This is a genomic window from Amycolatopsis sp. CFH S0740 (assembly GCF_004522315.1).
Taxonomy (GTDB): domain Bacteria; phylum Actinomycetota; class Actinomycetes; order Mycobacteriales; family Pseudonocardiaceae; genus Amycolatopsis; species Amycolatopsis nivea.
Genome location: NZ_SDLS01000023.1, coordinates 1 through 19,050, shown reverse-complemented (window position 1 = coordinate 19,050; position 19,050 = coordinate 1). Strand labels below are relative to the sequence as shown.

General features: G+C 69.3%; 18 protein-coding genes and 1 tRNA gene. 12 read left to right on the top strand and 7 right to left on the bottom strand.

Annotated elements, in window-relative coordinates; all coding sequences use genetic code 11:
• Positions 1–79 precede the first annotated feature (79 nt).
• Complete coding sequence (locus EIZ45_RS31540) at positions 80–493, top strand: hypothetical protein (RefSeq protein ID WP_134667518.1); 414 nt, start codon at positions 80–82, stop codon at positions 491–493.
• A gap of 394 nt (positions 494–887) precedes the next feature.
• Here EIZ45_RS31540 and mfd read toward each other — a convergent pair whose 3' ends face one another.
• Together mfd and EIZ45_RS31530 are read right to left on the bottom strand one after the other, a co-directional pair.
• Complete coding sequence (gene mfd, locus EIZ45_RS31535) at positions 888–4,466, bottom strand: transcription-repair coupling factor (RefSeq protein WP_167756607.1); 3,579 nt, start codon at positions 4,464–4,466, stop codon at positions 888–890.
• A 6-nt stretch (positions 4,467–4,472) separates the two neighbouring features.
• Complete coding sequence (locus tag EIZ45_RS31530) at positions 4,473–5,414, bottom strand: LLM class flavin-dependent oxidoreductase (protein WP_134667519.1); 942 nt, start codon at positions 5,412–5,414, stop codon at positions 4,473–4,475.
• An 87-nt stretch (positions 5,415–5,501) separates the two neighbouring features.
• Between EIZ45_RS31530 and EIZ45_RS31525 the strand changes: the two genes are divergently transcribed.
• A complete protein-coding gene (locus EIZ45_RS31525; protein ID WP_134667520.1) occupies positions 5,502–6,278 on the top strand; it encodes a helix-turn-helix transcriptional regulator in 777 nt (258 codons plus the stop codon).
• Here EIZ45_RS31525 and EIZ45_RS31520 read toward each other — a convergent pair.
• A complete protein-coding gene (locus EIZ45_RS31520; RefSeq protein WP_134667521.1) occupies positions 6,256–6,762 on the bottom strand; it encodes a DedA family protein in 507 nt (168 codons plus the stop codon). The two genes, EIZ45_RS31525 and EIZ45_RS31520, sit on opposite strands and share 23 nt — an antisense overlap.
• A complete protein-coding gene (locus EIZ45_RS31515; protein WP_134667522.1) occupies positions 6,734–7,369 on the bottom strand; it encodes a methyltransferase domain-containing protein in 636 nt (211 codons plus the stop codon). The genes EIZ45_RS31520 and EIZ45_RS31515 overlap by 29 nt, the downstream gene beginning before the upstream one ends.
• A gap of 116 nt (positions 7,370–7,485) precedes the next feature.
• On the opposite strand from EIZ45_RS31515, the gene EIZ45_RS31510 reads away from it, so the two are divergent.
• From EIZ45_RS31510 to EIZ45_RS31500, 3 genes are read left to right on the top strand one after another with little or no spacing between them, the layout of a single operon-like run.
• On the top strand, positions 7,486–8,610 hold the full coding sequence (locus tag EIZ45_RS31510) for a sensor histidine kinase (RefSeq protein WP_134667545.1): 1,125 nt from the start codon (positions 7,486–7,488) through the stop codon (positions 8,608–8,610).
• Positions 8,607–9,260: a response regulator transcription factor gene (locus tag EIZ45_RS31505; RefSeq protein ID WP_134667523.1), complete on the top strand. Its 654-nt coding sequence runs from the start codon at positions 8,607–8,609 to the stop codon at positions 9,258–9,260. Before EIZ45_RS31510 ends, EIZ45_RS31505 begins: the two co-directional genes overlap by 4 nt.
• Before the next feature lie 19 nt (positions 9,261–9,279).
• Positions 9,280–10,437: a sorbosone dehydrogenase family protein gene (locus EIZ45_RS31500; RefSeq protein ID WP_134667524.1), complete on the top strand. Its 1,158-nt coding sequence runs from the start codon at positions 9,280–9,282 to the stop codon at positions 10,435–10,437.
• Between the two features lie 2 nt (positions 10,438–10,439).
• On the opposite strand, the gene EIZ45_RS31495 is transcribed toward EIZ45_RS31500, so the two are convergent.
• Positions 10,440–11,156, bottom strand: a complete 717-nt coding sequence (locus EIZ45_RS31495; RefSeq protein WP_134667525.1) for an SDR family NAD(P)-dependent oxidoreductase — start codon at positions 11,154–11,156, stop codon at positions 10,440–10,442.
• Positions 11,157–11,187: 31 nt separating this feature from the next.
• Between EIZ45_RS31495 and EIZ45_RS31490 the strand changes: the two genes are divergently transcribed.
• The 3 genes from EIZ45_RS31490 (at position 11,188) to EIZ45_RS47040 (ending at position 12,510) form a co-directional block, all read left to right on the top strand.
• Entirely contained in the window at positions 11,188–11,721 is a 534-nt protein-coding gene (locus EIZ45_RS31490; protein WP_134667526.1) for a MarR family winged helix-turn-helix transcriptional regulator, read from the top strand.
• Between the two features lie 10 nt (positions 11,722–11,731).
• Positions 11,732–12,130 (top strand): NUDIX domain-containing protein, encoded by a 399-nt coding sequence (locus tag EIZ45_RS31485; RefSeq protein WP_167756606.1) that lies wholly within the window; start codon positions 11,732–11,734, stop codon positions 12,128–12,130.
• A 119-nt stretch (positions 12,131–12,249) separates the two neighbouring features.
• A complete protein-coding gene (locus EIZ45_RS47040) occupies positions 12,250–12,510 on the top strand; it encodes a VOC family protein (RefSeq protein ID WP_255443566.1) in 261 nt (86 codons plus the stop codon).
• Positions 12,511–12,514: 4 nt separating this feature from the next.
• Here the strand turns inward: EIZ45_RS47040 and EIZ45_RS31475 are convergent, their stop codons facing one another.
• Both EIZ45_RS31475 and EIZ45_RS31470 read right to left on the bottom strand, forming a co-directional pair.
• Positions 12,515–13,105, bottom strand: a complete 591-nt coding sequence (locus EIZ45_RS31475; protein ID WP_134667546.1) for a TetR/AcrR family transcriptional regulator — start codon at positions 13,103–13,105, stop codon at positions 12,515–12,517.
• A 139-nt stretch (positions 13,106–13,244) separates the two neighbouring features.
• Entirely contained in the window at positions 13,245–14,204 is a 960-nt protein-coding gene (locus EIZ45_RS31470; RefSeq protein WP_037820201.1) for an acyl-CoA desaturase, read from the bottom strand.
• Positions 14,205–14,401: 197 nt separating this feature from the next.
• Here EIZ45_RS31470 and EIZ45_RS31465 point away from each other — a divergent pair.
• The 4 genes from EIZ45_RS31465 to EIZ45_RS31450 all read left to right on the top strand — a co-directional run bounded on the left by EIZ45_RS31465 (position 14,402) and on the right by EIZ45_RS31450 (position 18,762).
• Positions 14,402–14,473 (top strand) — tRNA-Gln (locus EIZ45_RS31465).
• A gap of 90 nt (positions 14,474–14,563) precedes the next feature.
• On the top strand, positions 14,564–16,243 hold the full coding sequence (locus tag EIZ45_RS31460; RefSeq protein WP_134667528.1) for a diguanylate cyclase: 1,680 nt from the start codon (positions 14,564–14,566) through the stop codon (positions 16,241–16,243).
• Between the two features lie 45 nt (positions 16,244–16,288).
• Positions 16,289–17,785 (top strand): bifunctional UDP-N-acetylglucosamine diphosphorylase/glucosamine-1-phosphate N-acetyltransferase GlmU, encoded by a 1,497-nt coding sequence (glmU, locus tag EIZ45_RS31455; RefSeq protein WP_134667529.1) that lies wholly within the window; start codon positions 16,289–16,291, stop codon positions 17,783–17,785.
• Positions 17,782–18,762 (top strand): ribose-phosphate diphosphokinase, encoded by a 981-nt coding sequence (locus tag EIZ45_RS31450; RefSeq protein WP_037820198.1) that lies wholly within the window; start codon positions 17,782–17,784, stop codon positions 18,760–18,762. Before glmU ends, EIZ45_RS31450 begins: the two co-directional genes overlap by 4 nt.
• Positions 18,763–19,050: the final 288 nt, after the last annotated feature.

The window sequence follows — 19,050 nt, the reverse complement described above, 5'->3', positions numbered from 1 at the left end:
TCCGCATCACAGGCCCTACCCTCTCACATGGCCTCGAAACGCAACACCATCGAGGCATTCAGCGGGCTATTGTCGACATATGGACTCTTGGTTGTCGATCGAAGTCCTCGACGGGGCCTTCGCGGCGAGCGCGTGGCAACGTGCTCACGGCGACCGTCTGACCGAGGCCGCGCTGACCCACGGCGCCGAGCAGTGGACGTGGCACGTCCATCGCTGGGGCGTGACGCTGGAGATCGAGTTCGCGTCGGAGCAGGCACGAGATCGCTTCCGGCACCTGCCCGCGGTGACCGCCGCCCTCGACGCGGTGCCGGATCCGGAACGCGGACTGCTCGTGTATCCGGGCCGCGGCGGCGGTTCGGGAGCCCGGGTGCCGCGACATCCACGGCCGTTGCCAATGTCCGGCTGCGGGGCGCTGCCTACGCCACAGGAGGAAGCGGCACTGCGGCTGCCCACGGCGCAACCACCGGGGTTCGAGGTCTGCTCGGCTAGCTGACGCTTGGCCACGGAAAGCACGTCGCGGCCAGAGCGGCAGAACCTCGCCACGGAAACCGCCGCGCGCGCCCACTTTGTACGGCAGCACGGTGGGCCAGGCTCGCGGCGACGGTTCGGGGGCCCGGGTGCCACGGCCGTTGCCGATGTCCGGCTGCGGGGCACTGCCTACGCCGCAGGAGGACGCGGCGCTGCGGCTGGCCACGGCGCAACCGCCGGGGTTTCGGCTAGCTGACGCCTGGCCACGGAAAGCACGCCGCGGCCAGAGCGGCGGCACCTCGCCACGGAAACCGCTCGGGGTACGTCCGCGGTTCGGGAGCCCGAGTGCCGCGGCGGTGCCTCGCCATCGAGACCGCCGCGGGCAGCGGCGGCGGATCAGGCGAGGCACGCCGCAGCGCTCACACCGCGGCTGGGGTTTTCGTCAACTGCGCCAACAGCTTCGTGCACCAGTCGAGCAGTTCCTGGTCCCGCAGCACCGGCGCGCCCATTCGGCCGCCTGCTGGGCCTTCGGTCGGCTTCGGCACCGACACCGTGTTGGTGATCGCCTTGTACAACGCCTTGGGGTACAAGCGTTTCAGCCGCACCAGCTGCGAGTCCATCAACGGCAGCGGGGCGAACCGGATCGTGTTGCCTTGTGCCGCGACCTCGGTGACGCCTGCGGCGCGGCAGGCGTGCCGGAACGCTGCGACTGCGAGCAGCCGGGTGACCGGGGCGGGTGGCTGGCCGTAGCGGTCGACCAGTTCCTCGCGTACCGCGTCGAGGGCCGCAGTGTCCGGGGCTGAGGCGATCTTGCGGTACGCCTCCAGCCGCAGCCGTTCGCCGGGGACGTAGTCGTGCGGGATGTGCGCGTCCACGGGCAGGTCGACGCGGACTTCGGCCAGTTCCTCGTCCTCCGCCGGCTCCGCGCCCGCGTGCCGCCGGAAGGCCTCGACCGCTTCGCCGACGAGCCGGACGTACAGGTCGAATCCGACGCCCGCGATGTGCCCGGACTGTTCCGCGCCCAGGATGTTGCCCGCGCCGCGGATTTCGAGGTCCTTCATCGCGACCGCCATGCCCGCGCCGAGTTCGGTGTTCTGCGCGATGGTGGCGAGCCGGTCGTGCGCGGTTTCGGTGAGCGGCGCTTCCGGCGGGTACAGGAAGTACGCGTACCCGCGTTCGCGTCCGCGCCCGACCCGGCCGCGCAGCTGGTGCAGCTGGGCGAGGCCGAGCATGTCGCCGCGTTCCACGATCAGCGTGTTGGCGTTGGAGATGTCCAGGCCGGTCTCGACGATCGTGGTGCAGACGAGGACGTCGTACTCGTTCTCCCAGAAGCCCTGGATGATCTTTTCGAGCTTGTCCTCGTTCATCTGCCCGTGCGCGGTGACGACGCGCGCCTCCGGCACCAGCTCGCGGATCCGTTTCGCCGCCTTCTCGATCGACGACACCCGGTTGTGCACGTAGAACACCTGGCCGTCGCGCAGCAGCTCGCGCCGGACCGCGGCGCCGACCTGCTTGTCGTCGTACGCGCCGACGTAGGTCAGGATCGGGTGGCGGTCTTCCGGCGGGGTGAGGATGGTCGACATCTCGCGGATGCCCGCCAGCGACATCTCGAGCGTGCGCGGGATCGGCGTCGCCGACATGGTCAGCACGTCGACGTGCGTGCGCAGCGCCTTGATGTGTTCCTTGTGCTCCACGCCGAACCGCTGTTCCTCGTCGACGATCACGAGGCCGAGGTCCTTGTAGCGGATGCCGGTCTGCAGCAGCCGGTGCGTGCCGATGACGATGTCGACCTCGCCGTCGGCGAGCTGTTCGAGGATCCGGTCCGATTCGGCCTTGTGCGTGAACCGCGAAAGGCCCTTGATGGTGACCGGGAACGACCGCATGCGCTCGGTGAACGTGTTCAGGTGCTGCTGCGCGAGCAGCGTGGTCGGCACCAGCACGGCCACCTGCTTGCCGTCCTGCACCGCCTTGAACGCCGCGCGCACCGCGATCTCGGTCTTGCCGTAGCCGACGTCGCCGCAGATCACCCGGTCCATCGGGACGCCGCGTTCCATGTCCGACTTGACCTCGTCGATGGCCGCGAGCTGGTCGTTGGTCTCGGTGAAGGGGAAGGCGTCTTCCAGCTCGGACTGCCACGGCGTGTCCGCGCCGAACGCGTGCCCGGGCGCGGCTTGCCGGGCGGCGTAGAGCTGCACCAGTTCCGCGGCGATCTCCTTGACCGCCTTTTTGGCCCGTGCCTTGGTGTTCTTCCAGTCCGAGCCGCCGAGCTTGTTGAGCGTGGGCAGTTCGCCGCCGACGTAGCGGGACACCTCGTCGAGCTGATCGGTGGGCACGAACAGCCTGTCCCCGGGTTGACCGCGCTTGGACGACGCGTACTCCAGCAGCAGGTACTCGCGCGTCGCGCCGGCGACCGTGCGCTGCACCATCTCCACGAACCGGCCGATGCCGTGCTGGTCGTGCACCACGTAGTCGCCCGCCTTGAGCGCCAGCGGGTCGACCGCGCCGCGGCGGCGCGACGGCATCTTGGTGTTCAAGTCCTTTGTGGACGATCCGGCGGTGGCGCCGCGGCCGGTCAGGTCGGCCTCGGACAGCACCACGAGCGCGCGCTCCGGCGAGACGAAGCCCTCCGCGAGCCCGCCGCAGGTGACCGTGACGACCCCGGCCGGCGGCACGTCGGCGAGCACCTCGACGTGTTTCGCCGGGACCTCGGCGGCCATCAGCTGCTCGACCGCGCGGCTGGCGGTGCCCTGCCCGGCGACGACGAGCACGCCGGTGCCGCCGGACGCGAGGTGCGCGCGCAGGTCGGTCATCGCGCGTTCCAGCTCGCCCCGGTAGGCGGGCGCGGGCTCGATGCCGACGCGGTAGACATCCGGGTCTTCGCTGGTCAGCTGGGTGAGCGTCCACCACGGGCGCTTCGTCTCCTGCGCGTGCGACGCGATCTCGGCCAGATCGCGGTACGCCGACGCGCCGAGGTCGATCGGGGCCTGCCCGCCCGCCGCGGCGGTGGTCCAGGAGGCCTCGAGGAACTCCTGCCCGGTGCGGACGAGGTCGGCCGCGCGGGCGCGGATCTTCTCCGGATCGGCCAGCAGCACGTGACTGCCCTGCGGCATCGCGTCGGTGAGCAGGGCCAGCTCGCCCTCGCAGAGGACCGGGATGAGCGCCTCCATGCCCTCGACCGGGACGCCGCCGGACAGCTTGGTGAGCATTTCGGCCAGGTGCGCGTCGGCCTCGTACGTGGTGGCTAGCTCCGCCGCGCGCTCCTTGACGTCCGGCGTGAGCAGCAGCTCGCGGCACGGCGGCGCGGTGACCCGCTGGATCTCGCCGGGCAGCGAGCGCTGGTCGGACACCGCGAACGCGCGGATCTCGCTGACCTCGTCGCCCCAGAACTCGACGCGGACCGGATGCTGCGCGGTGGGCCCGAACAGGTCGAGGATGCCGCCGCGGACCGCGAACTCGCCGCGCTTCTCGACCATGTCCACGCGCGTGTACGCCAGCTCGACAAGCCGTTCGAGCAGGTCCTCGAAGCTCTGTTCCTCGCCGACGACCAGGTCGATCGGCGCGAGCGAGCCGAGCCCGGGGGCCATCGGCTGGATGAGGCTGCGCACGGTCGCGACCACGACCCGCAGTTCGTCGTCTCCGGTGTGCAGCCGGTGCAGCACTTCCAGCCGCCGCCCGACCGTGTCCGCGCGCGGCGAAAGGCGCTCGTGCGGCAGCGTCTCCCAGGACGGGAAGTCGGCCACGCGATCCGGGCCGAGCAGCGCGCCGAGCGACGCGGTGAGCTCGTCGGCCTCGCGTCCGGTGGCGGTGACGGCCAGCACCGGACGGCCCGCGCCGCCGCGCTCGGGGTCTTCGGCCAGCGCGGCGGCCACGAGCTGCCGTACGGCGACAGCGCCTTGCAGTTCGAGCAGTGGGGCGCCGGCGCGCTCGACAACGCCGCGCAGCGCCGGGTCGGGAAGGATGGCTTGGAGGAGTCCGGACAGTACAGCGTCGGTCACCATCCCAGCCTACGTCGCGGCACCGACAAGTTTTCGCTCCCCGGCGATCATCTCCGCCAACAGGGGCAGCTGCTGCTCGACCGCGCCGGGTTCGAGGGAGCCGACGCGCAGCAGCACGTGCTCCGCTCCGGCCTCGGCGTAGCGGCGCACCGTCGCCGCGACTTCCGAGATCGGACCGGTCACGGTCGCCTGGATGGTGCTGATCTGCGCCAACGACCGCCGGTAGGTCGCCTGCGCGTAGTCCTCCAGAACGCGACGGCCGCGGCGCGGGTCAGGGTCGACGTAGACCGTCAGGAACAGCGACGGCGTGACCGGACGATCGCTGGCTGCGCGGATCGTCGCGAGGCCGGACGCGTAGTCCGCGGGGTCCGGCGGATACGGGAGCCAGCCGTCGTAATGCAGCGCGGTTCGGCGGAGCGCGGCCGGTGTCGCGCCGCCCAGCCAGATCGGCGGACCGCCGGGGCGCGCGGGCCGGACCGCCGGCGGCAGCCAGTCGTAGTGCAGCACCTTGCCGTGGAACGACTGCGGCTGCCCGGTCCACAGCTCACGCCAGAGCGTGACGACGTCGTCCAGATGCGAGAACCGTGTCCGGAAATCGACCCCGGCCAGCTCGAACTCCCGCTCGCTGAAGCCGGGGAAACCCGCACCGACGCCGACCGCCAGCCGTCCTTCGGAGATCAGGTCGACGGACGCGAGCGTCATCGCGGTCTGCACCGGATTGCGGTGTGCGGGCAGCAGCACGGCAGTGCCGACGGTGACGCGTTCGGTGGCCTGCGCGACCGCGGTGAGCAGGGTGAGCGGTTCGATCCGGGGACGGGAAAGCGAGTCACCGGCCCAGATCGACGCGAATCCGAGCCGTTCGGCTTCGCGGGCCAATGCGACGAGGGCACGCGGGGTGCCGCCTGCTTCGAGCTGTGCCTGTCCGGCAGGAAGAAGAAGTCCGAATTCCACGCCGCCGACGATCCAGCGCGGCCGGGCGTCCCGGCAATTCCCTGCGGGGAATGGCAGGCGGACACGAGCACCGGCCAGAATCGCGCAGTGCCCACTTCGTTCGCCGACGCCTTGCGCGACGCTCGTTCCCGCCGTCGGCTCAGCCAGCTCGACCTCGCGCTGAAAGCCGGGACGACGCAGCGCCACGTCAGCTTCATGGAACGCGGCCGTTCGATGCCTGGCCGGGGCATGGTGGTGCGCGTCGCCGAGGCGCTCGGCCTGCCGCTGCGCGAGCGCAACGCCTTGCTGCTGACCGCCGGATACGCGCCGGTATACCCCGAAACCCGGATGGACGACCCCGCGCTGACACCGGTGCTGGAGTCGCTGCGTGCGCTGCTCGCCGGGCACGAGCCGTATCCGGCGCTGGTCGTGAACCGCTACGGGGATCTCGTCGCGGCGAACGACAGCTTCGGCCTGCTCACCGAGGATGTCGCGGCGGAGCTGCTGGAACCGCCGGTCAACGTGCTGCGGCTGGCGTTGCACCCGCGCGGGATGGCGCCGCGGATCCAGAACTTCGCCGATTGGGCGCAGCACGTGCTCGAACGTCCTCGCCGAGGTCTGGCGAACGGACCCGACCCGCGCCATCAGGCGTTGCTGGACGAACTCACCGGCTACCTGCCGTCGCCCGGCGAACCGTCCGGCGACCACCTCGGGTTCGCCGTGCCGCTGCAGTTGTCCAGCTCGGCGGGCGAACTGCGGCTGCTCACCGCGATCACGCACTTCGCCACGGCGGTCGACGTGACGGTCGCCGAGCTGAGCCTCGAAACCTTCCTGCCCGCCGACGCTTCCACCGCGGAACTGCTCAAGGCGCGACCCACCCGGTGACCTGACCCAACGTCAGCTCCACCCCCGCCCACAGCACTGCCGCGCACACGCTTCCGACGAAGAAGCGTCGGTACGACAGTCCAGCGGAACCGGCGACGCGCGGCACGAGAGTGCGTACGCCCGCGAGGCACCGCCCTATGACGACTGCTGGCACGCCATAACGCGCGACGGTCGCTTCAGCCTTGTCCCACTTCGCTTCGCCGATCCGCTGCCCTACGCGCGACCGTCGCAGCTTCGGACCCCACAGTCGCCCCTCCCAGTACGCGAGCTGATCCCCCGCTAACGCCGACACAACGCAGACCGTGAGCGCTGGCCACAGCTGTAAAGTCCCGCGCTGCACAAGGAAACCCATGAGCAGCAAGGTGGACAGCGTCGGCAGCACGATGCCGGGCAGCAGCGCCGTCTCGGCCATGATCACCAGCGCGCAGATCAGGTAGACGAGCGGCGCGGGAGCGTCAAGAAGCGGCTGAAGCAGGCTGTCCATAGCGGTCCAGTCCCGACCGCACCGGCAAAGCCGCGCGGTACACGTACGCCGGCGGCAGGTTCCGCCAAACCACACTGGTGCGTTCGACAACCGCGAAGCGGCTTCGCAGCAACCGTGCGAACCGACGCGCTGGCGGCGTCCACGCGGTGTGCGCGTACGCGAAGGTGGTGAAGCGGCCTTGTGGCGACAGCACTTCGCAGACGGCATTCAGTACCGCAGCCTGTGGTGCGGCGTGCATGGCTGTCCACGGCAGGCCGGAGACGACCACGTCGACCGGCATGGTCACGTACGCAGCGACGTGTTCCGCGGAGCCTTCCGCAACATGCAGCGAGGGGAAGCGCTCGCGAAGCTCCTGTACGAGGTGCCTGTTGATTTCGACCGCGGTGAAATGCGCGTCGCGCTGAAGGACGCGAAGCAGCGCTTCGGTGAACACGCCCGTTCCCGGCCCTAGCTCCACGACGCTGTGCGCGCTTTCGACGCCCAGCCCGGCAGTCATCACTCCGGCCAGCCGTGCCGAGCTGGCGGCGATCGCGCCGGTACGCATCGGATGCCGGAAGAACTCCCTGGTAATCGACATGTTTTGTACGGTAGGAAGCGGCTCGGTCATCGCGGATCGACTCGGTCGGCGGGAAAAGTCGTCCGCTCGGAGGACCACCGCCATCCTCCGGAACGACGCGCGCGACGACGTGCGCGAGTTACGTTCGTTTCGTGCGTGGACTGGTGATGTGGGGACGCAAGCAGCGTTGGCTGCTCGACTTGCCGCTGTACGCCGTCTTCGCCGCCTTCGGCCCCAACATCGCGGATCAGGAGACCTGGCCGATCCGCATGGTGTCGATGCTGTTCCTGCTGCCGCTGTTGGTGCGTCGCCGCTATCCGCGCACTGTTGCGCTCCTGATCCTCATCGGAGTCGCTGTCGTCTATACGAACGAGATCTGGGCGTACGACCGCGGCCGCAGCGACCTCGCGATGGCAGTCATGCTGTACACGCTCGTCAAAGCGGGCGACAGATGGTTCATCGGCTTCGCGGTAGCTGTCGTCGGCCTGGACACTTTCTGGGGATTCACCTGGGGTGCCAACACCCTGAACCCGACGCTCACCATCTTCGGCCCACTGCCGCTGTACCTGGCAGCGTGGGCGCTCGGCGCGTTCTTCCGCACGAAGGAGCAACTGTCCGAAGAAGAACGGTTAAGAACGGAGCTAGCGGCGTCCGAGGAACAAGCGCGCAGTCGCGCTTCAGTCGCCGAAGAGCGCACACGGATCGCGCGCGAGCTTCACGACGTACTCGCACACAGCATGAGCGTGATCGTCTTGAACGCCGAAGGAGCGAAGCTCGCGCGCCATCACGATCCGGACGCTGTCGACCGTACGCTCGACACCATCAGCAAAACCGGCCGTTCCGCGCTCGCCGAACTACGGCGACTGTTAGAAGTGATGCATGCTGGCGAACCCGCACGCGCTCCGCAGCCGACGCTCGACCAGTTGCGCACGCTCGTCGCACAGTCCGGCCGCGACACCACCCTCGAAGTCGACGGCGACATCGCCGACCTGCCCGCAGGCGTCGCGCTTCAGGCGTACCGCATCGTCCAGGAGGCCTTGACCAACATGCTCAAACACGCGCCGCCCGACGCGACCGGCCGGGTCCGGGTCGCCTTCGCCGGTCCGGAAATCCGCGTCGAGGTGACCAACTCCGGCGGACGGCAACCGGCCGCGGCGGGACTGCCCGGGTCCGGGCGCGGCCTCACCGGCATGGCGCAGCGCGTCGCGATGTATCACGGCAAGCTCGAAACCGGCGAGTTGCCGGACGGCGGCTACCGCGTGGCGGCCACGCTGCGGACGGACGCCGCATGACGTCCGTGCTGATCTGCGACGACCAGGAACTCGTGCGCGTCGGGCTGCGGATGATCGTCGACAGCCAGCCCGACCTGGAGGTGGTCGCCGAGGCGGGCGACGGCGCGGAAGCCGTCGAACTCGCCCGTGCGCGACGGCCGGACCTCGTGCTGATGGACGTCCGGATGCCGGTGCTCGACGGCGTCGCGGCCACTGCGCAGATCTGCGCTGAACTGCCGGACACCTCGGTCCTGGTGATCACGACCTTCGACCTCGACGAGTACGCCTACTCCGCGCTGCGCGCCGGGGCCAGCGGATTCCTGGTCAAGGACGCGCCGTCGGACGAGATGCTGGTGGCGATCCGCGGCGTGCTGCGCGGCGACGCGGTGGTGTCGCCGTCGGTCACGAAACGCCTGCTCGATCGCTATCTCAGCGCACACCGGACGCCGCTGGACGAGCAGAAACTGGAGACGCTGACCGAACGCGAGAAGGACGTGCTCGGCCTGATCGCGCGCGGACTGTCGAACACCGAGATCGCCGGGACGCTGTTCATCGGCGAGACGACGGTGAAAACGCACGTCGGCCGGTTGCTGAACAAGCTCGGGCTGCGCGACCGGGTGCACGCGGTCGTCTTCGCGTATGAATCCGGATTGGTACGCCCCGGCGGCTGAATCGGGGCATGCTGGACCCATGCGTCTCGTCGCGGTGCTCGCCTCGGTCCTGCTGCTCGCCGCCTGCTCGGCGGCGCCGGCCTCGGCCCCTGCCCCGGCCAAGCCGGAGCAGGGCCGGTTCGCCGTGCAGGAGGTCGCGGACGGCCTCGAACACGCCTGGGACGTCGCCTTCCTTCCCGACGGTTCGCTCCTCGTGCCGCAGCGGCCCGGCAAGCTCGCGCTGGTCCGCGACGGCCGGACGACCGACGTGCGCGCCAATTTCTCCGACGTCCTCGTGCAGGGCGAAGGCGGCCTGATGGGTCTGGTGCTGGCGGCGGACTTCGCGACCTCGCACGAGTTCACGACCTGCCAGACCCACCAGGAAAACGGCCGCGCGGTGGACGTCCGGCTCGTCACCTGGCGGCTCGCCGACGACGGCGCGAGCGCGGCGAAGGTGCGCGACCTGCTGACCGGGCTGCCGGTGAATCCGAGCGGACGCCATTCCGGCTGCCGTCCGACGCTCGCTCCCGACGGCGCGCTGCTCGTCGGCACCGGCGACACCGCGCGGTCCACGGTCGCGCAAGATCGGCACAGCCTCGGCGGCAAGGTGCTGCGGATCAACGCGAAGACCGGGGAACCGGTGCCGGGCAACCCCTTCCTGTCCTCCTCCGACCCGAACGAACGCCGGATCTACACCTACGGGCACCGCAACGTGCAGGGCGTCGCGATCCGGCCGGGCACCGGTCAGGTGATCACCTCCGAGCACGGACCGGCATTCGACGACGAGGTGAATCTCCTGCGCCCAGGCGGGAATTACGGCTGGGATCCGTCGAAGGGCGGCACCGACCCCAGCTACGACGAGAGCGTGCCGATGACCGACACCAAGCGGTTCCCGGACGCGGTTCGTCCACTGTGGACGACTGGCCAGATCACCGAGGCGACCAGCGGCGACGCCTTCCTCACCGGCAAACAGTGGGGTGCGAACGAAGGCGCGCTGGTCGTGGTCGCGCTGAAGGGACAGAAACTCCTGCTGCTGCACCTGGACGCGGCCGCGAAGGTCACCGGAGTGACGCTGCCCGCGGAATTCAACGACAAATTCGGCCGGTTGCGCGCGGCCCGAAGCGGACCCGACGGCTCGCTGTACGTGACGACCTCCAACGGCAGCAACGACAAAGTGCTGCGCGTGACCCCCGGCTGAGGTCAGCCGACGTATGCGCCGCCGTTCACGTGCACGACCTGGCCGGTGACGTGCCCGGCCTCCGGGGAAGCCAGGAACCGCACCATCTCGGCGACGTCCTCCGGCTTGCCCGCGCGTTTCGTCATCGTGTTCTCGATCAGCCGCTCCTGGCGTTCAGCGGAGAGTTTCCCGCGGAAGAATTCGGTGTCCACGATCAATCCCGGCGCGACGATGTTCGCCGTGATCCCGCGCGGCCCGAATTGCCGTGCGGTTTCGGTATTCCACACCTCCACCGCGGCTTTCGCCCAGCCGTACGATTCGGCGCCGGTGTGCCCGGCGATCGAACCGATCGTGACGATGCGGCCGTTGTCGGCGAGCCGGTCCCGCAGCGCCGTCGTCACGAACGCCGCGCTGAACAGGTTCGCGCGAAGATTGGCCGTCCAGGCAGCGTCGAGCGCTTTCAGGTCTTGACCGTCTTCGTGCAGGAAATCCGTGTTGCCACCAGCGTTGTTCACCAGCACGTCGATCCGTTCGGGCAACTGGTCGCGCGCCGCCTCGACCGCCTCGGGATCGCTCGCGTCGAAGCTCACCGCACGCGCGCCGAGCAGCGCCGCCGCCTCGGTGAGCACGTCCTCGCGCCGCCCGGTGATCGTGACCCGGTCGCCCGCCCTGGCAAACGCCGCGGCGATCGCGTACCCGATTCCGGTACCGCCCCCGGTTACTACCGCTTCCCGATTCATCCCCACGTCCTTTATTGCTAAAGTACCTCTGGTGGACGACGGTACCGGCGGCGGGGAAAACCCGTCAAGCGACGAGGTGGACGAGATTCAGCGGGCGTGGCTGCGGGAGCGGCCGGGCACGCCGGTGTCGTCCATCGGCGTGATCACGCGGATCTGGCACATCGCGAAACTGCTGGAGGACGACCGGCGCGCGACGATGCTCGACCTCGGGATGGACGCCTCCACCCGCACCCTGCTCAGCACGCTGCGCCGGGCCGGGCCGCCGTACCGGCTCAGCGCGGGCGAACTCGCGAAACGCTGCCGGGTCAGCCCCGGCGCGATCTCCCAGCAAACCGCGCGTGCCGAACGCGACGGGCACGTCCGCCGGGTGAAGTCCACTTCGGACCGTCGCGGGGTGTACGTCGAGCTCACCGACGCTGGCCACGAGCTGATCGAGCGCACCGTCGGAGACCTGCTGGAGCACGAGGAAACCCTGGTGTCCGCGCTGTCCCCGGCGCAGCGCGATCAGCTCGCCGACCTCCTGCGCATCCTGCTCGCGGACCTCGACCGGCGGGCGCGGAGGTAGGGTGGCGGACATGCCCTCCATCGACAAAGTCGCCTGGCTGCACGTGGTCGACGGCAAGCTGCTCGCCGCGCGCTCGGCAGGCAAGGACACCTGGTACCTGCCCGGCGGGAAACGCGAGGAGGGCGAGTCGGATGTCGAGACGCTGGTCCGGGAAATCGCCGAGGAACTGAGCGTGACGCTGGATCCGGCTTCCGCGCAGCCGGCCGGAACCTGGGAAGCGCAGGCGCACGGCAAGGCGGACGGCGTCGTGGTGCGGATGACCTGCTACACCGCGAAGTACACCGGCGAACTGAAGCCGAGCAGCGAGATCGAATCGTTCGGCTGGCTCGCCCATGCCGATCGCGACCAGGTGTCGGCGACGGTCCAGCTGATCCTGGACGACCTGCACACGCAAGGAAAACTGGTCTGATGCTGCGACTCGGGACAACGGTGCTCGGAGTCGCCGACGTCGAACGCGCGATGCGGTTCTGGTGCGCGGCGCTCGGGCTTGTCGAGGATCCGGAATAGGCGAGCGCGACGTGGAAGACGCTGGCCCACCCCGGCGGCGCGCACGCGCTCGGCCTCATGCGAAGCGACTCGCCCGCCGAACCCCTGCCGCGGCTGCACCTTGACCTCTACACCGACACCGCGGACGAACAGCGCGCCGAGGTGGAACGGCTCATCGGGCTAGGCGCGCAGAGGGTCGACTGGCCGCATTACCCGCCCGAGCCGGACTTCGTCGTCCTCGCCGACCCGGACGGCAACCTGTTCTGCGTCGTGGATTTGAGCAACGCGCCGTCCGGAAGCTGAGGACTCAGCCGAGCAACCGGGGCTTGTTCTCCAAGTGGGACAACCCGTTCCAGGCGAGATTCACCAGATGCGCGGCGACCTCGTCCCGCTTCGGCTTGCGCGCGTCCAGCCACCACTGCCCGGTGAGCGCGACCATGCCGACCAGCGCCTGCGCGTAAAGTGCGGACAGCTTCTCCTCATACCCGCGCGCGGCGAACTGCTGCGCGAGGATGTGCTCGACCTGGCTCGCGATGTCGTTGAGAACCGTCGAGAAGGTGCCGGTGGAACTGGCGACCGGGGAATCGCGGACGAGAATCCGGAAACCGTCGTGGGAATCCTCGACGTAGCTCAGCAACGCGACGGCCGCCTGCTCCAGCATCACCCGCGGGTGTCCACCGTGGAGGGTCGAGATCATCCGGTCGAGCAGCAGCTGCGTTTCCCGGTCGACGACGACGGCGTAAATGCCTTCCTTGCCGCCGAAGTGCTCGTAGACAACCGGTTTCGACACGTTCGCCCGCGCGGCGATCTCCTCGACCGAGGTGCCGTCGAACCCTTTTTCGGCGAACAAAGCGCGTGCCACGTTGAGCAACTGCTGCCTGCGCTCGCTGCCGGTCATGCGCACCCGGGCGACCGGTGCGGCCGGCCGCGCGCCGGTGACCGCCGCTTCTCGTTTCGCCCGTCGTCTCCCCGCCATTCACTGCAGGGTAGTCGTGAGTGGCAATCCCGGTTAGAACCGGGATTGCCACTCACCACCGTTACTTGCTTTCGGCCGCGATCCGAGCCAGCCGCTGCGGAGTCGGCCACCTGACGTCGTGCACCCAGCCGAACTTCTCGAACATCCAGATCAGCCGCGCCGACATGTCGATCTGGCCGCGCTTCACGCCGTGCCGGGCCGAGGTCGGGTCGGCGTGGTGCAGGTTGTGCCAGGACTCGCCGAAGGAGAAGATCGCCAGCGGCCAGAAGTTCGCCGAACGGTCGCGCGCGGCGAACGGGCGCTCGCCGATCATGTGGCAGATCGAGTTGACCGACCACGTCACGTGGTGCAGCACGCACACGCGGACCAGGCCCGCCCAGAAGAACGCGGTCACCGCGCCCCACAACGACCACGAGATCAGGCCGCCCAGCAGCGCCGGTCCGAACAGGCTCACCAGCGACCACAGCCAGAACAGGTCGTCGACCTTGCGGATGGCCGGGTCCTTCACCAGATCCGGCGCGAACCGCGCCTGGTTGCTCTGGTCCCGGTCGAACAGCCAGCCCATGTGCGCGTGCCAGAAACCCTTGGCGATGGCCAGCGGCGAGGTGCCGTACGCCCACGGCGAGTGCGGGTCGCCGTCGCGGTCGGAGAACGCGTGGTGGCGCCGGTGGTCGGCCACCCAGGTGATCACCGGGCCCTGCAACGCGATGCTGCCCGCGATCGCCATCACGACGCGCAGCCACGGCTTGGCCTTGAACGAACCGTGGGTGAAGTAGCGGTGGTAGGCGACGGTGATGCCCAGCCCGCTGATCCCGTAGAACACGACGAAGAGCGCGACGTCCGTCCAGGTCAGCCCCCAGCCCCAGGCGAACGGAACCGCGACCAGCAGCGCCACGATCGGCAGCAGCACCCCGAAGTACACCGACAGCTGAACGCCGATCCCGCGCTGTCCGTCGATGATCGGCTTGGGGCCCTTCGGCGGGTCGCCCGCTGACTGAGAACGATCGAGGGTGGCCGTCATGCGCTCACTTCTTTCCTCTCACAACCCCTTGCGAAGGGTGCCCTTACCTACGGTGTCGTAAGTTACGGTACAGGAGGTTTCCGGCGCTGTGGAGGCCCGAAAAGTCCGATTGCCCGATGCCCGGGACGGCCCTGTGGCGCACGCCTCCCCCTCCTGGCGCCCCCGTCCTCGATCATCGCTATCCTGACCTGGACCGATCCGCCGTAGTGTAATCGGCAGCACTTCAGATTTTGGTTCTGACAGTTCAGGTTCGAATCCTGGCGGCGGAGCTGCACATCCGGCGAGGGCGATGGGAGTGGGGGCGGCTGAGCGAGGAACCGAGCGACCCCGCGGGCGCCCGTCGCCCGACCCTGGTCGAAATGTCGGACGCGTGGCTGGTCGGGCGCGCGCGGGAACTCATCGCGGCCGTTCAGCGCCAGGAACACGAAAACCAGCTCGAGATCGTCAAGATCATGGACGAGCTGCTCGAGGAAACCCTCCGGCGGGGAGAACCCACGCTCGTCGCCCAGCTGCTGCGCGCCTCCGCGTTCTCCCGGCTCGTCACTCGCGGTCTCGCGGCCGAAGCGGAGCCCCGGCTCGACGAGATGCTCGCGCACACCCGGCGGCACGGCCTTTCGCTGCTGCGCGCGGACGCGCACGCGTTGCGCGGGCGTCGGCTGGTGCTCGCCGCGCAGGAGGACGCCGCGCTCACCGAGATCGCCCGCGCGCTCGCGATCCTCGACGACTCCACGATCCCGGACCGCCAGGTCGGCGTCCGCAACTGGAACCGCATGCAGTCGATGGCACTCATCGACTGCTGGATAGTGCTCAACCAGCTCGGCGTCTACGAGGCCGCCGAAGAGGTGATCGGCCGCGCGCACCAGGCGATCCGGGAAAGCGCGAGCCCGCACGAGATCACCTTGCAGCTGATGAACCGGGTCAAGATGCTGCTCGGCTGGGGTCTCCGGCTCGAGCGGATCGAGCAGTACGACGAATCGGCGGAGAAGTTCCGCACCGCCGCGTCGATGGCGGTCGCCGCCGAGGGCCCGTTCGCCGAATCGCTGTTCCCGCGCAAGATCGGCGTGTCCGCGGTCGACCAGGTCGGCGTGCTGGCCGCGGCGCTCGCACTGCACGACCCGTCGGCCGAGCACGTCGAACGGTTGCAGGGCATGCATCTCGGCCACCACTACCCGCACGAGCAGGAGCTGGTCGCGATCGCGCTGGCCCGCTGTCTCGACGCGGCCGGCCGCCGCTCCGACGCGCTGCAGGTGCTGCGCGAGTCCCGCGACGTGCTGGCCGAGGACGTCTCGCAGCCGTCGATGCGGCTCACTCTCTCCCGCGAGCTCGCCCGGCTCGACCCGGAAGCCGCGAGCCAGTCTTTGATCGACTACGCGACCGCGCTGGAAACCGAAATGTGGGCGCTGCGCGAATCGCAGATCGCCACGCTGAACGCGCGCCGCGAGCATGAACGGCTTTCCGCCGAGCACGGCGCGATCACCCAGCAGGCACTGCAGGATCCGCTCACCGGCCTGCCGAACCGCCGCGCGCTCGACGAACGGCTGCGCGCGCTCGCGTCGTCGGCGGACGCCCAGCCGCTCGCCGTCGCGCTGGTCGACCTCGACGGGTTCAAAGGCGTCAACGACAAGCAGTCGCACGCCGAGGGCGACAACGTTTTGCGTGTTGTCGCAAGCACTCTGCGCGACGCCCTGCGCGGCGACGACGTGGTGGCCCGTTACGGCGGCGACGAATTCATCGTGCTCCTGCCCGGCGCACCGGCGTCGGCGGCGAAGATGGCGCTCGGCCGCGCGGCCACATCGGTCGCGACACTGCCGCATCACCTGTCGCACGGTGTGACGTTGTCCATTGGCTTGGTGTCGCTGCGTCCGCAAGAGCGGGCCGAACAGGTCCTCGCACGCGCAGATGCGGCGATGTACGAAGCGAAACGCGGCGGTGGCAACCAGGTCGCGTCGGCCAACTCGATGGCTGGCGACGGCACGACCGGCTGGCCTGGGGAAACGGCTCCGACCGACCCCGCGTGGAGCGCTGAGGACCCCACGTAGGATCGTTGGTGCTCGTCAACGCACCGGTGAATCGTTGGGAGACTCGTGAGCGGCCCGCTGAGCACGCTGATCCTCGCTGCGGGTGAGGGCACCCGCATGCGTTCCTCCACTCCTAAGGTGTTGCACCCGATCGCCGGAAGGCCGCTGGTGGAACACGCAGTGCGCGCCGCCGCCGGCCTCGCGCCGCAGCATCTGGTGGTCGTGATCGGACACGGCCGCGACGCCGTGCGCGCCGAACTCGACCGGGTCGGCGAGGCACTCGGCCGCGAGGTCGCCACTGCCGTGCAGGAAGAGCAGAAGGGCACCGGGCACGCCGTTTCGTGCGCGCTGGCCGAGCTGCCGGAAGGACTCACCGGCACTGTGGTCGTCAGCTACGGCGACGTTCCGCTGCTGGACACCGAAACCCTGGAATCCCTGCGGGCAGAGCACGCCAAGGCGGGCAACGCGGTCACCGTGCTCACCGCCGAGGTCGCCGACCCCACCGGCTACGGCCGCATCGTCCGCGGCGCCGACGGTTCGGTCAGCGCGATCGTCGAGCACAAGGACGCGACGCCGGACCAGCGTGCGATCACCGAAATCAACTCCGGCGTCTACGCCTTCGACGCGGCTGTCCTGATCGACGGCCTGTCGCGGCTGTCGACGGACAACGCGCAGGGTGAGCTTTACCTCACCGACGTCCTCGGCATCGCCCGCGAGGACGGCAAGGGCGTTGGCGCGCTGGTGGTCGACGACCCGTGGGTCACCGAGGGCGTGAACGACCGCGTGCAGCTTTCGGTGCTCGGCGCCGAGTACAACCGCCGCATCGTGCGCCGCTGGCAGCGCGAAGGCGTCACGGTGATCGACCCGAACACCACCTGGATCGAGGCGGACGTCACGCTCTCCCGCGACGTGCTGATCGAGCCGAACACCCAGCTCAAGGGCCATTGCTCGGTCGGCGAGGGCTCCGTTGTGGGCCCGGACACCACGCTGACCGACGTGCGGATCGGCGCGGGCGCGTCGGTGGTCCGCGTGCACGGTTCGGGCTCTGAGCTGGGCGACGGCGTCAACGTCGGTCCGTACACGTACCTGCGGCCGGGCACGAAGCTCGGCGCGAAGGGCAAGCTGGGCGCGTTCGTCGAGACGAAAAACGCGCAGATCGGCACCGGGACGAAGGTGCCACATCTCACGTACGTAGGCGACGCGATCGTCGGCGACCACAGCAACATCGGCTGTTCCAGCGTCTTCGTGAACTACGACGGGGTGAGCAAGCACCAGACCGTTGTCGGTTCGCATGTCCGGCTTGGGGCGGACAACACGCTGGTCGCGCCGGTGCGGATCGGGGACGGCGCTTACAGTGGAGCCGGTGCGGTCATCCGCGACGACGTTCCGCCGGGTTCACTGGCGCTGTCGGCCGGTCCGCAGCGCACCATCGAAGGCTGGGCGGTCCGGCGCAGGCCGGGGACGCCCGCGGCGGAGGCAGCGGAAGCTGCTCTCGCCGCCCAGCAGCAGGACACCGTTGTGTCCGAGTCAGCAGCAGGAACCGACGGGGAGTCGCCAGCATGAGTCCGAAGTCAGGTACGCCGAAGAAGAATCTGATGCTCTTCTCCGGCCGTGCGCACCACGAGCTCGCGGAAGAGGTCGCCAAGCACCTCAACGTGACGATCACCCCGCAGACGGCGCACACGTTCGCCAACGGCGAGCTGTTCGTGCGGTTCGAGGAGTCGGTGCGCGGTACCGACGCGTTTGTGATCCAGGCGCACACCACGCCCATCAACGAGTACGTGATGGAGCAGCTGATCATGGTGGACGCGCTCAAGCGCGCGAGCGCCAAGCGGATCACCGTGGTCATGCCGTTCTATCCGTACGCGCGGCAGGACAAGAAGCACAAGGGCCGCGAGCCGATCTCGGCGCGGCTCATCGCGGACCTGTTCAAGACCGCGGGCGCGGACCGGATCATGACGGTCGACCTGCACACCGCGCAGATCCAGGGCTTCTTCGACGGCCCGGTCGACCATCTGCTGGCCCAGTCGGTGCTCGCCGACCACATCAAGTCGACCTACGGCGACGCGGACATCACCGTCGTTTCGCCGGACTCGGGCCGCGTGCGCCTCGCCGAGAAGTGGGCGCAGCAGCTCGGCGACCGGCCGATCGCGTTCATCCACAAGACCCGCGACCCGGACAAGCCGAACCAGGCTGTCGCCAACCGCGTGGTCGGCAAGGTCGAAGGCAAGCTCTGCGTGCTGATCGACGACATGATCGACACCGGCGGCACGATCGTGAAGGCCACCGAGGCACTGCTCGAGGAGGGCGCGGCGGACGTGGTCATCGCGACCACCCACGGCATCCTCTCCGACCCGGCCACCGAGCGGCTCTCGCAGTGCAAGGCCCGCGAGGTCATCGTGACGAACTCGCTGCCGATCCCGGAAGAAAAGCGCTTCCCGGGACTGACGGTGCTGTCCATCGCCCCGATGCTGGCGGAAGCCATCCAGCAGGTCTTCGAGGACGGCTCGGTCACGTCGCTGTTCGACGGCAACGCCTGAGTCTCAGCAGCTTTCCAACGACGCGGCCCGGGTTGGCGGCGCGGCCTGGATCAGGTCGCAGCGGCCGGCTCGGGTCGCGTCGTTTGGCGACCGAGCCTTCTGCTCCCGGCGAACGTACGTGAGGGGAACCCTGAGGGAATCAGATTCCCTCAGGGTGGCCCTCACGTACGTTCACCGGGGTCACGCAGCCCGGCCAGCCACGACTCAACCGCACCCGCAACCTCGCCTTACGTTCCTGGCATTGAATCCGATTCCCTCAGCTTGAGTTTTAAGGTGCGGGTGTGGGTG

Excerpts from the sequence above, each read along its gene's own strand:
- EIZ45_RS31500 (WP_134667524.1), top strand. The coding sequence starts at position 9,280 with ATGCGTCTCGTCGCGGTGCTCGCCTCGGTCCTGCTGCTCGCCGCCTGC.
- EIZ45_RS31470 (WP_037820201.1), bottom strand. The coding sequence starts at position 14,204 with ATGACGGCCACCCTCGATCGTTCTCAGTCAGCGGGCGACCCGCCGAAG.
- EIZ45_RS31485 (WP_167756606.1), top strand. The coding sequence starts at position 11,732 with ATGCCCTCCATCGACAAAGTCGCCTGGCTGCACGTGGTCGACGGCAAG.
- EIZ45_RS31540 (WP_134667518.1), top strand. The coding sequence starts at position 80 with ATGGACTCTTGGTTGTCGATCGAAGTCCTCGACGGGGCCTTCGCGGCG.
- EIZ45_RS31515 (WP_134667522.1), bottom strand. The coding sequence starts at position 7,369 with ATGACCGAGCCGCTTCCTACCGTACAAAACATGTCGATTACCAGGGAG.
- mfd (WP_167756607.1), bottom strand. The coding sequence starts at position 4,466 with ATGGTGACCGACGCTGTACTGTCCGGACTCCTCCAAGCCATCCTTCCC.
- EIZ45_RS31505 (WP_134667523.1), top strand. The coding sequence starts at position 8,607 with ATGACGTCCGTGCTGATCTGCGACGACCAGGAACTCGTGCGCGTCGGG.
- EIZ45_RS31450 (WP_037820198.1), top strand. The coding sequence starts at position 17,782 with ATGAGTCCGAAGTCAGGTACGCCGAAGAAGAATCTGATGCTCTTCTCC.
- EIZ45_RS31520 (WP_134667521.1), bottom strand. The coding sequence starts at position 6,762 with ATGGACAGCCTGCTTCAGCCGCTTCTTGACGCTCCCGCGCCGCTCGTC.
- EIZ45_RS31460 (WP_134667528.1), top strand. The coding sequence starts at position 14,564 with ATGTCGGACGCGTGGCTGGTCGGGCGCGCGCGGGAACTCATCGCGGCC.
- EIZ45_RS31510 (WP_134667545.1), top strand. The coding sequence starts at position 7,486 with ATGTGGGGACGCAAGCAGCGTTGGCTGCTCGACTTGCCGCTGTACGCC.
- EIZ45_RS31475 (WP_134667546.1), bottom strand. The coding sequence starts at position 13,105 with ATGACCGGCAGCGAGCGCAGGCAGCAGTTGCTCAACGTGGCACGCGCT.
- EIZ45_RS31495 (WP_134667525.1), bottom strand. The coding sequence starts at position 11,156 with ATGAATCGGGAAGCGGTAGTAACCGGGGGCGGTACCGGAATCGGGTAC.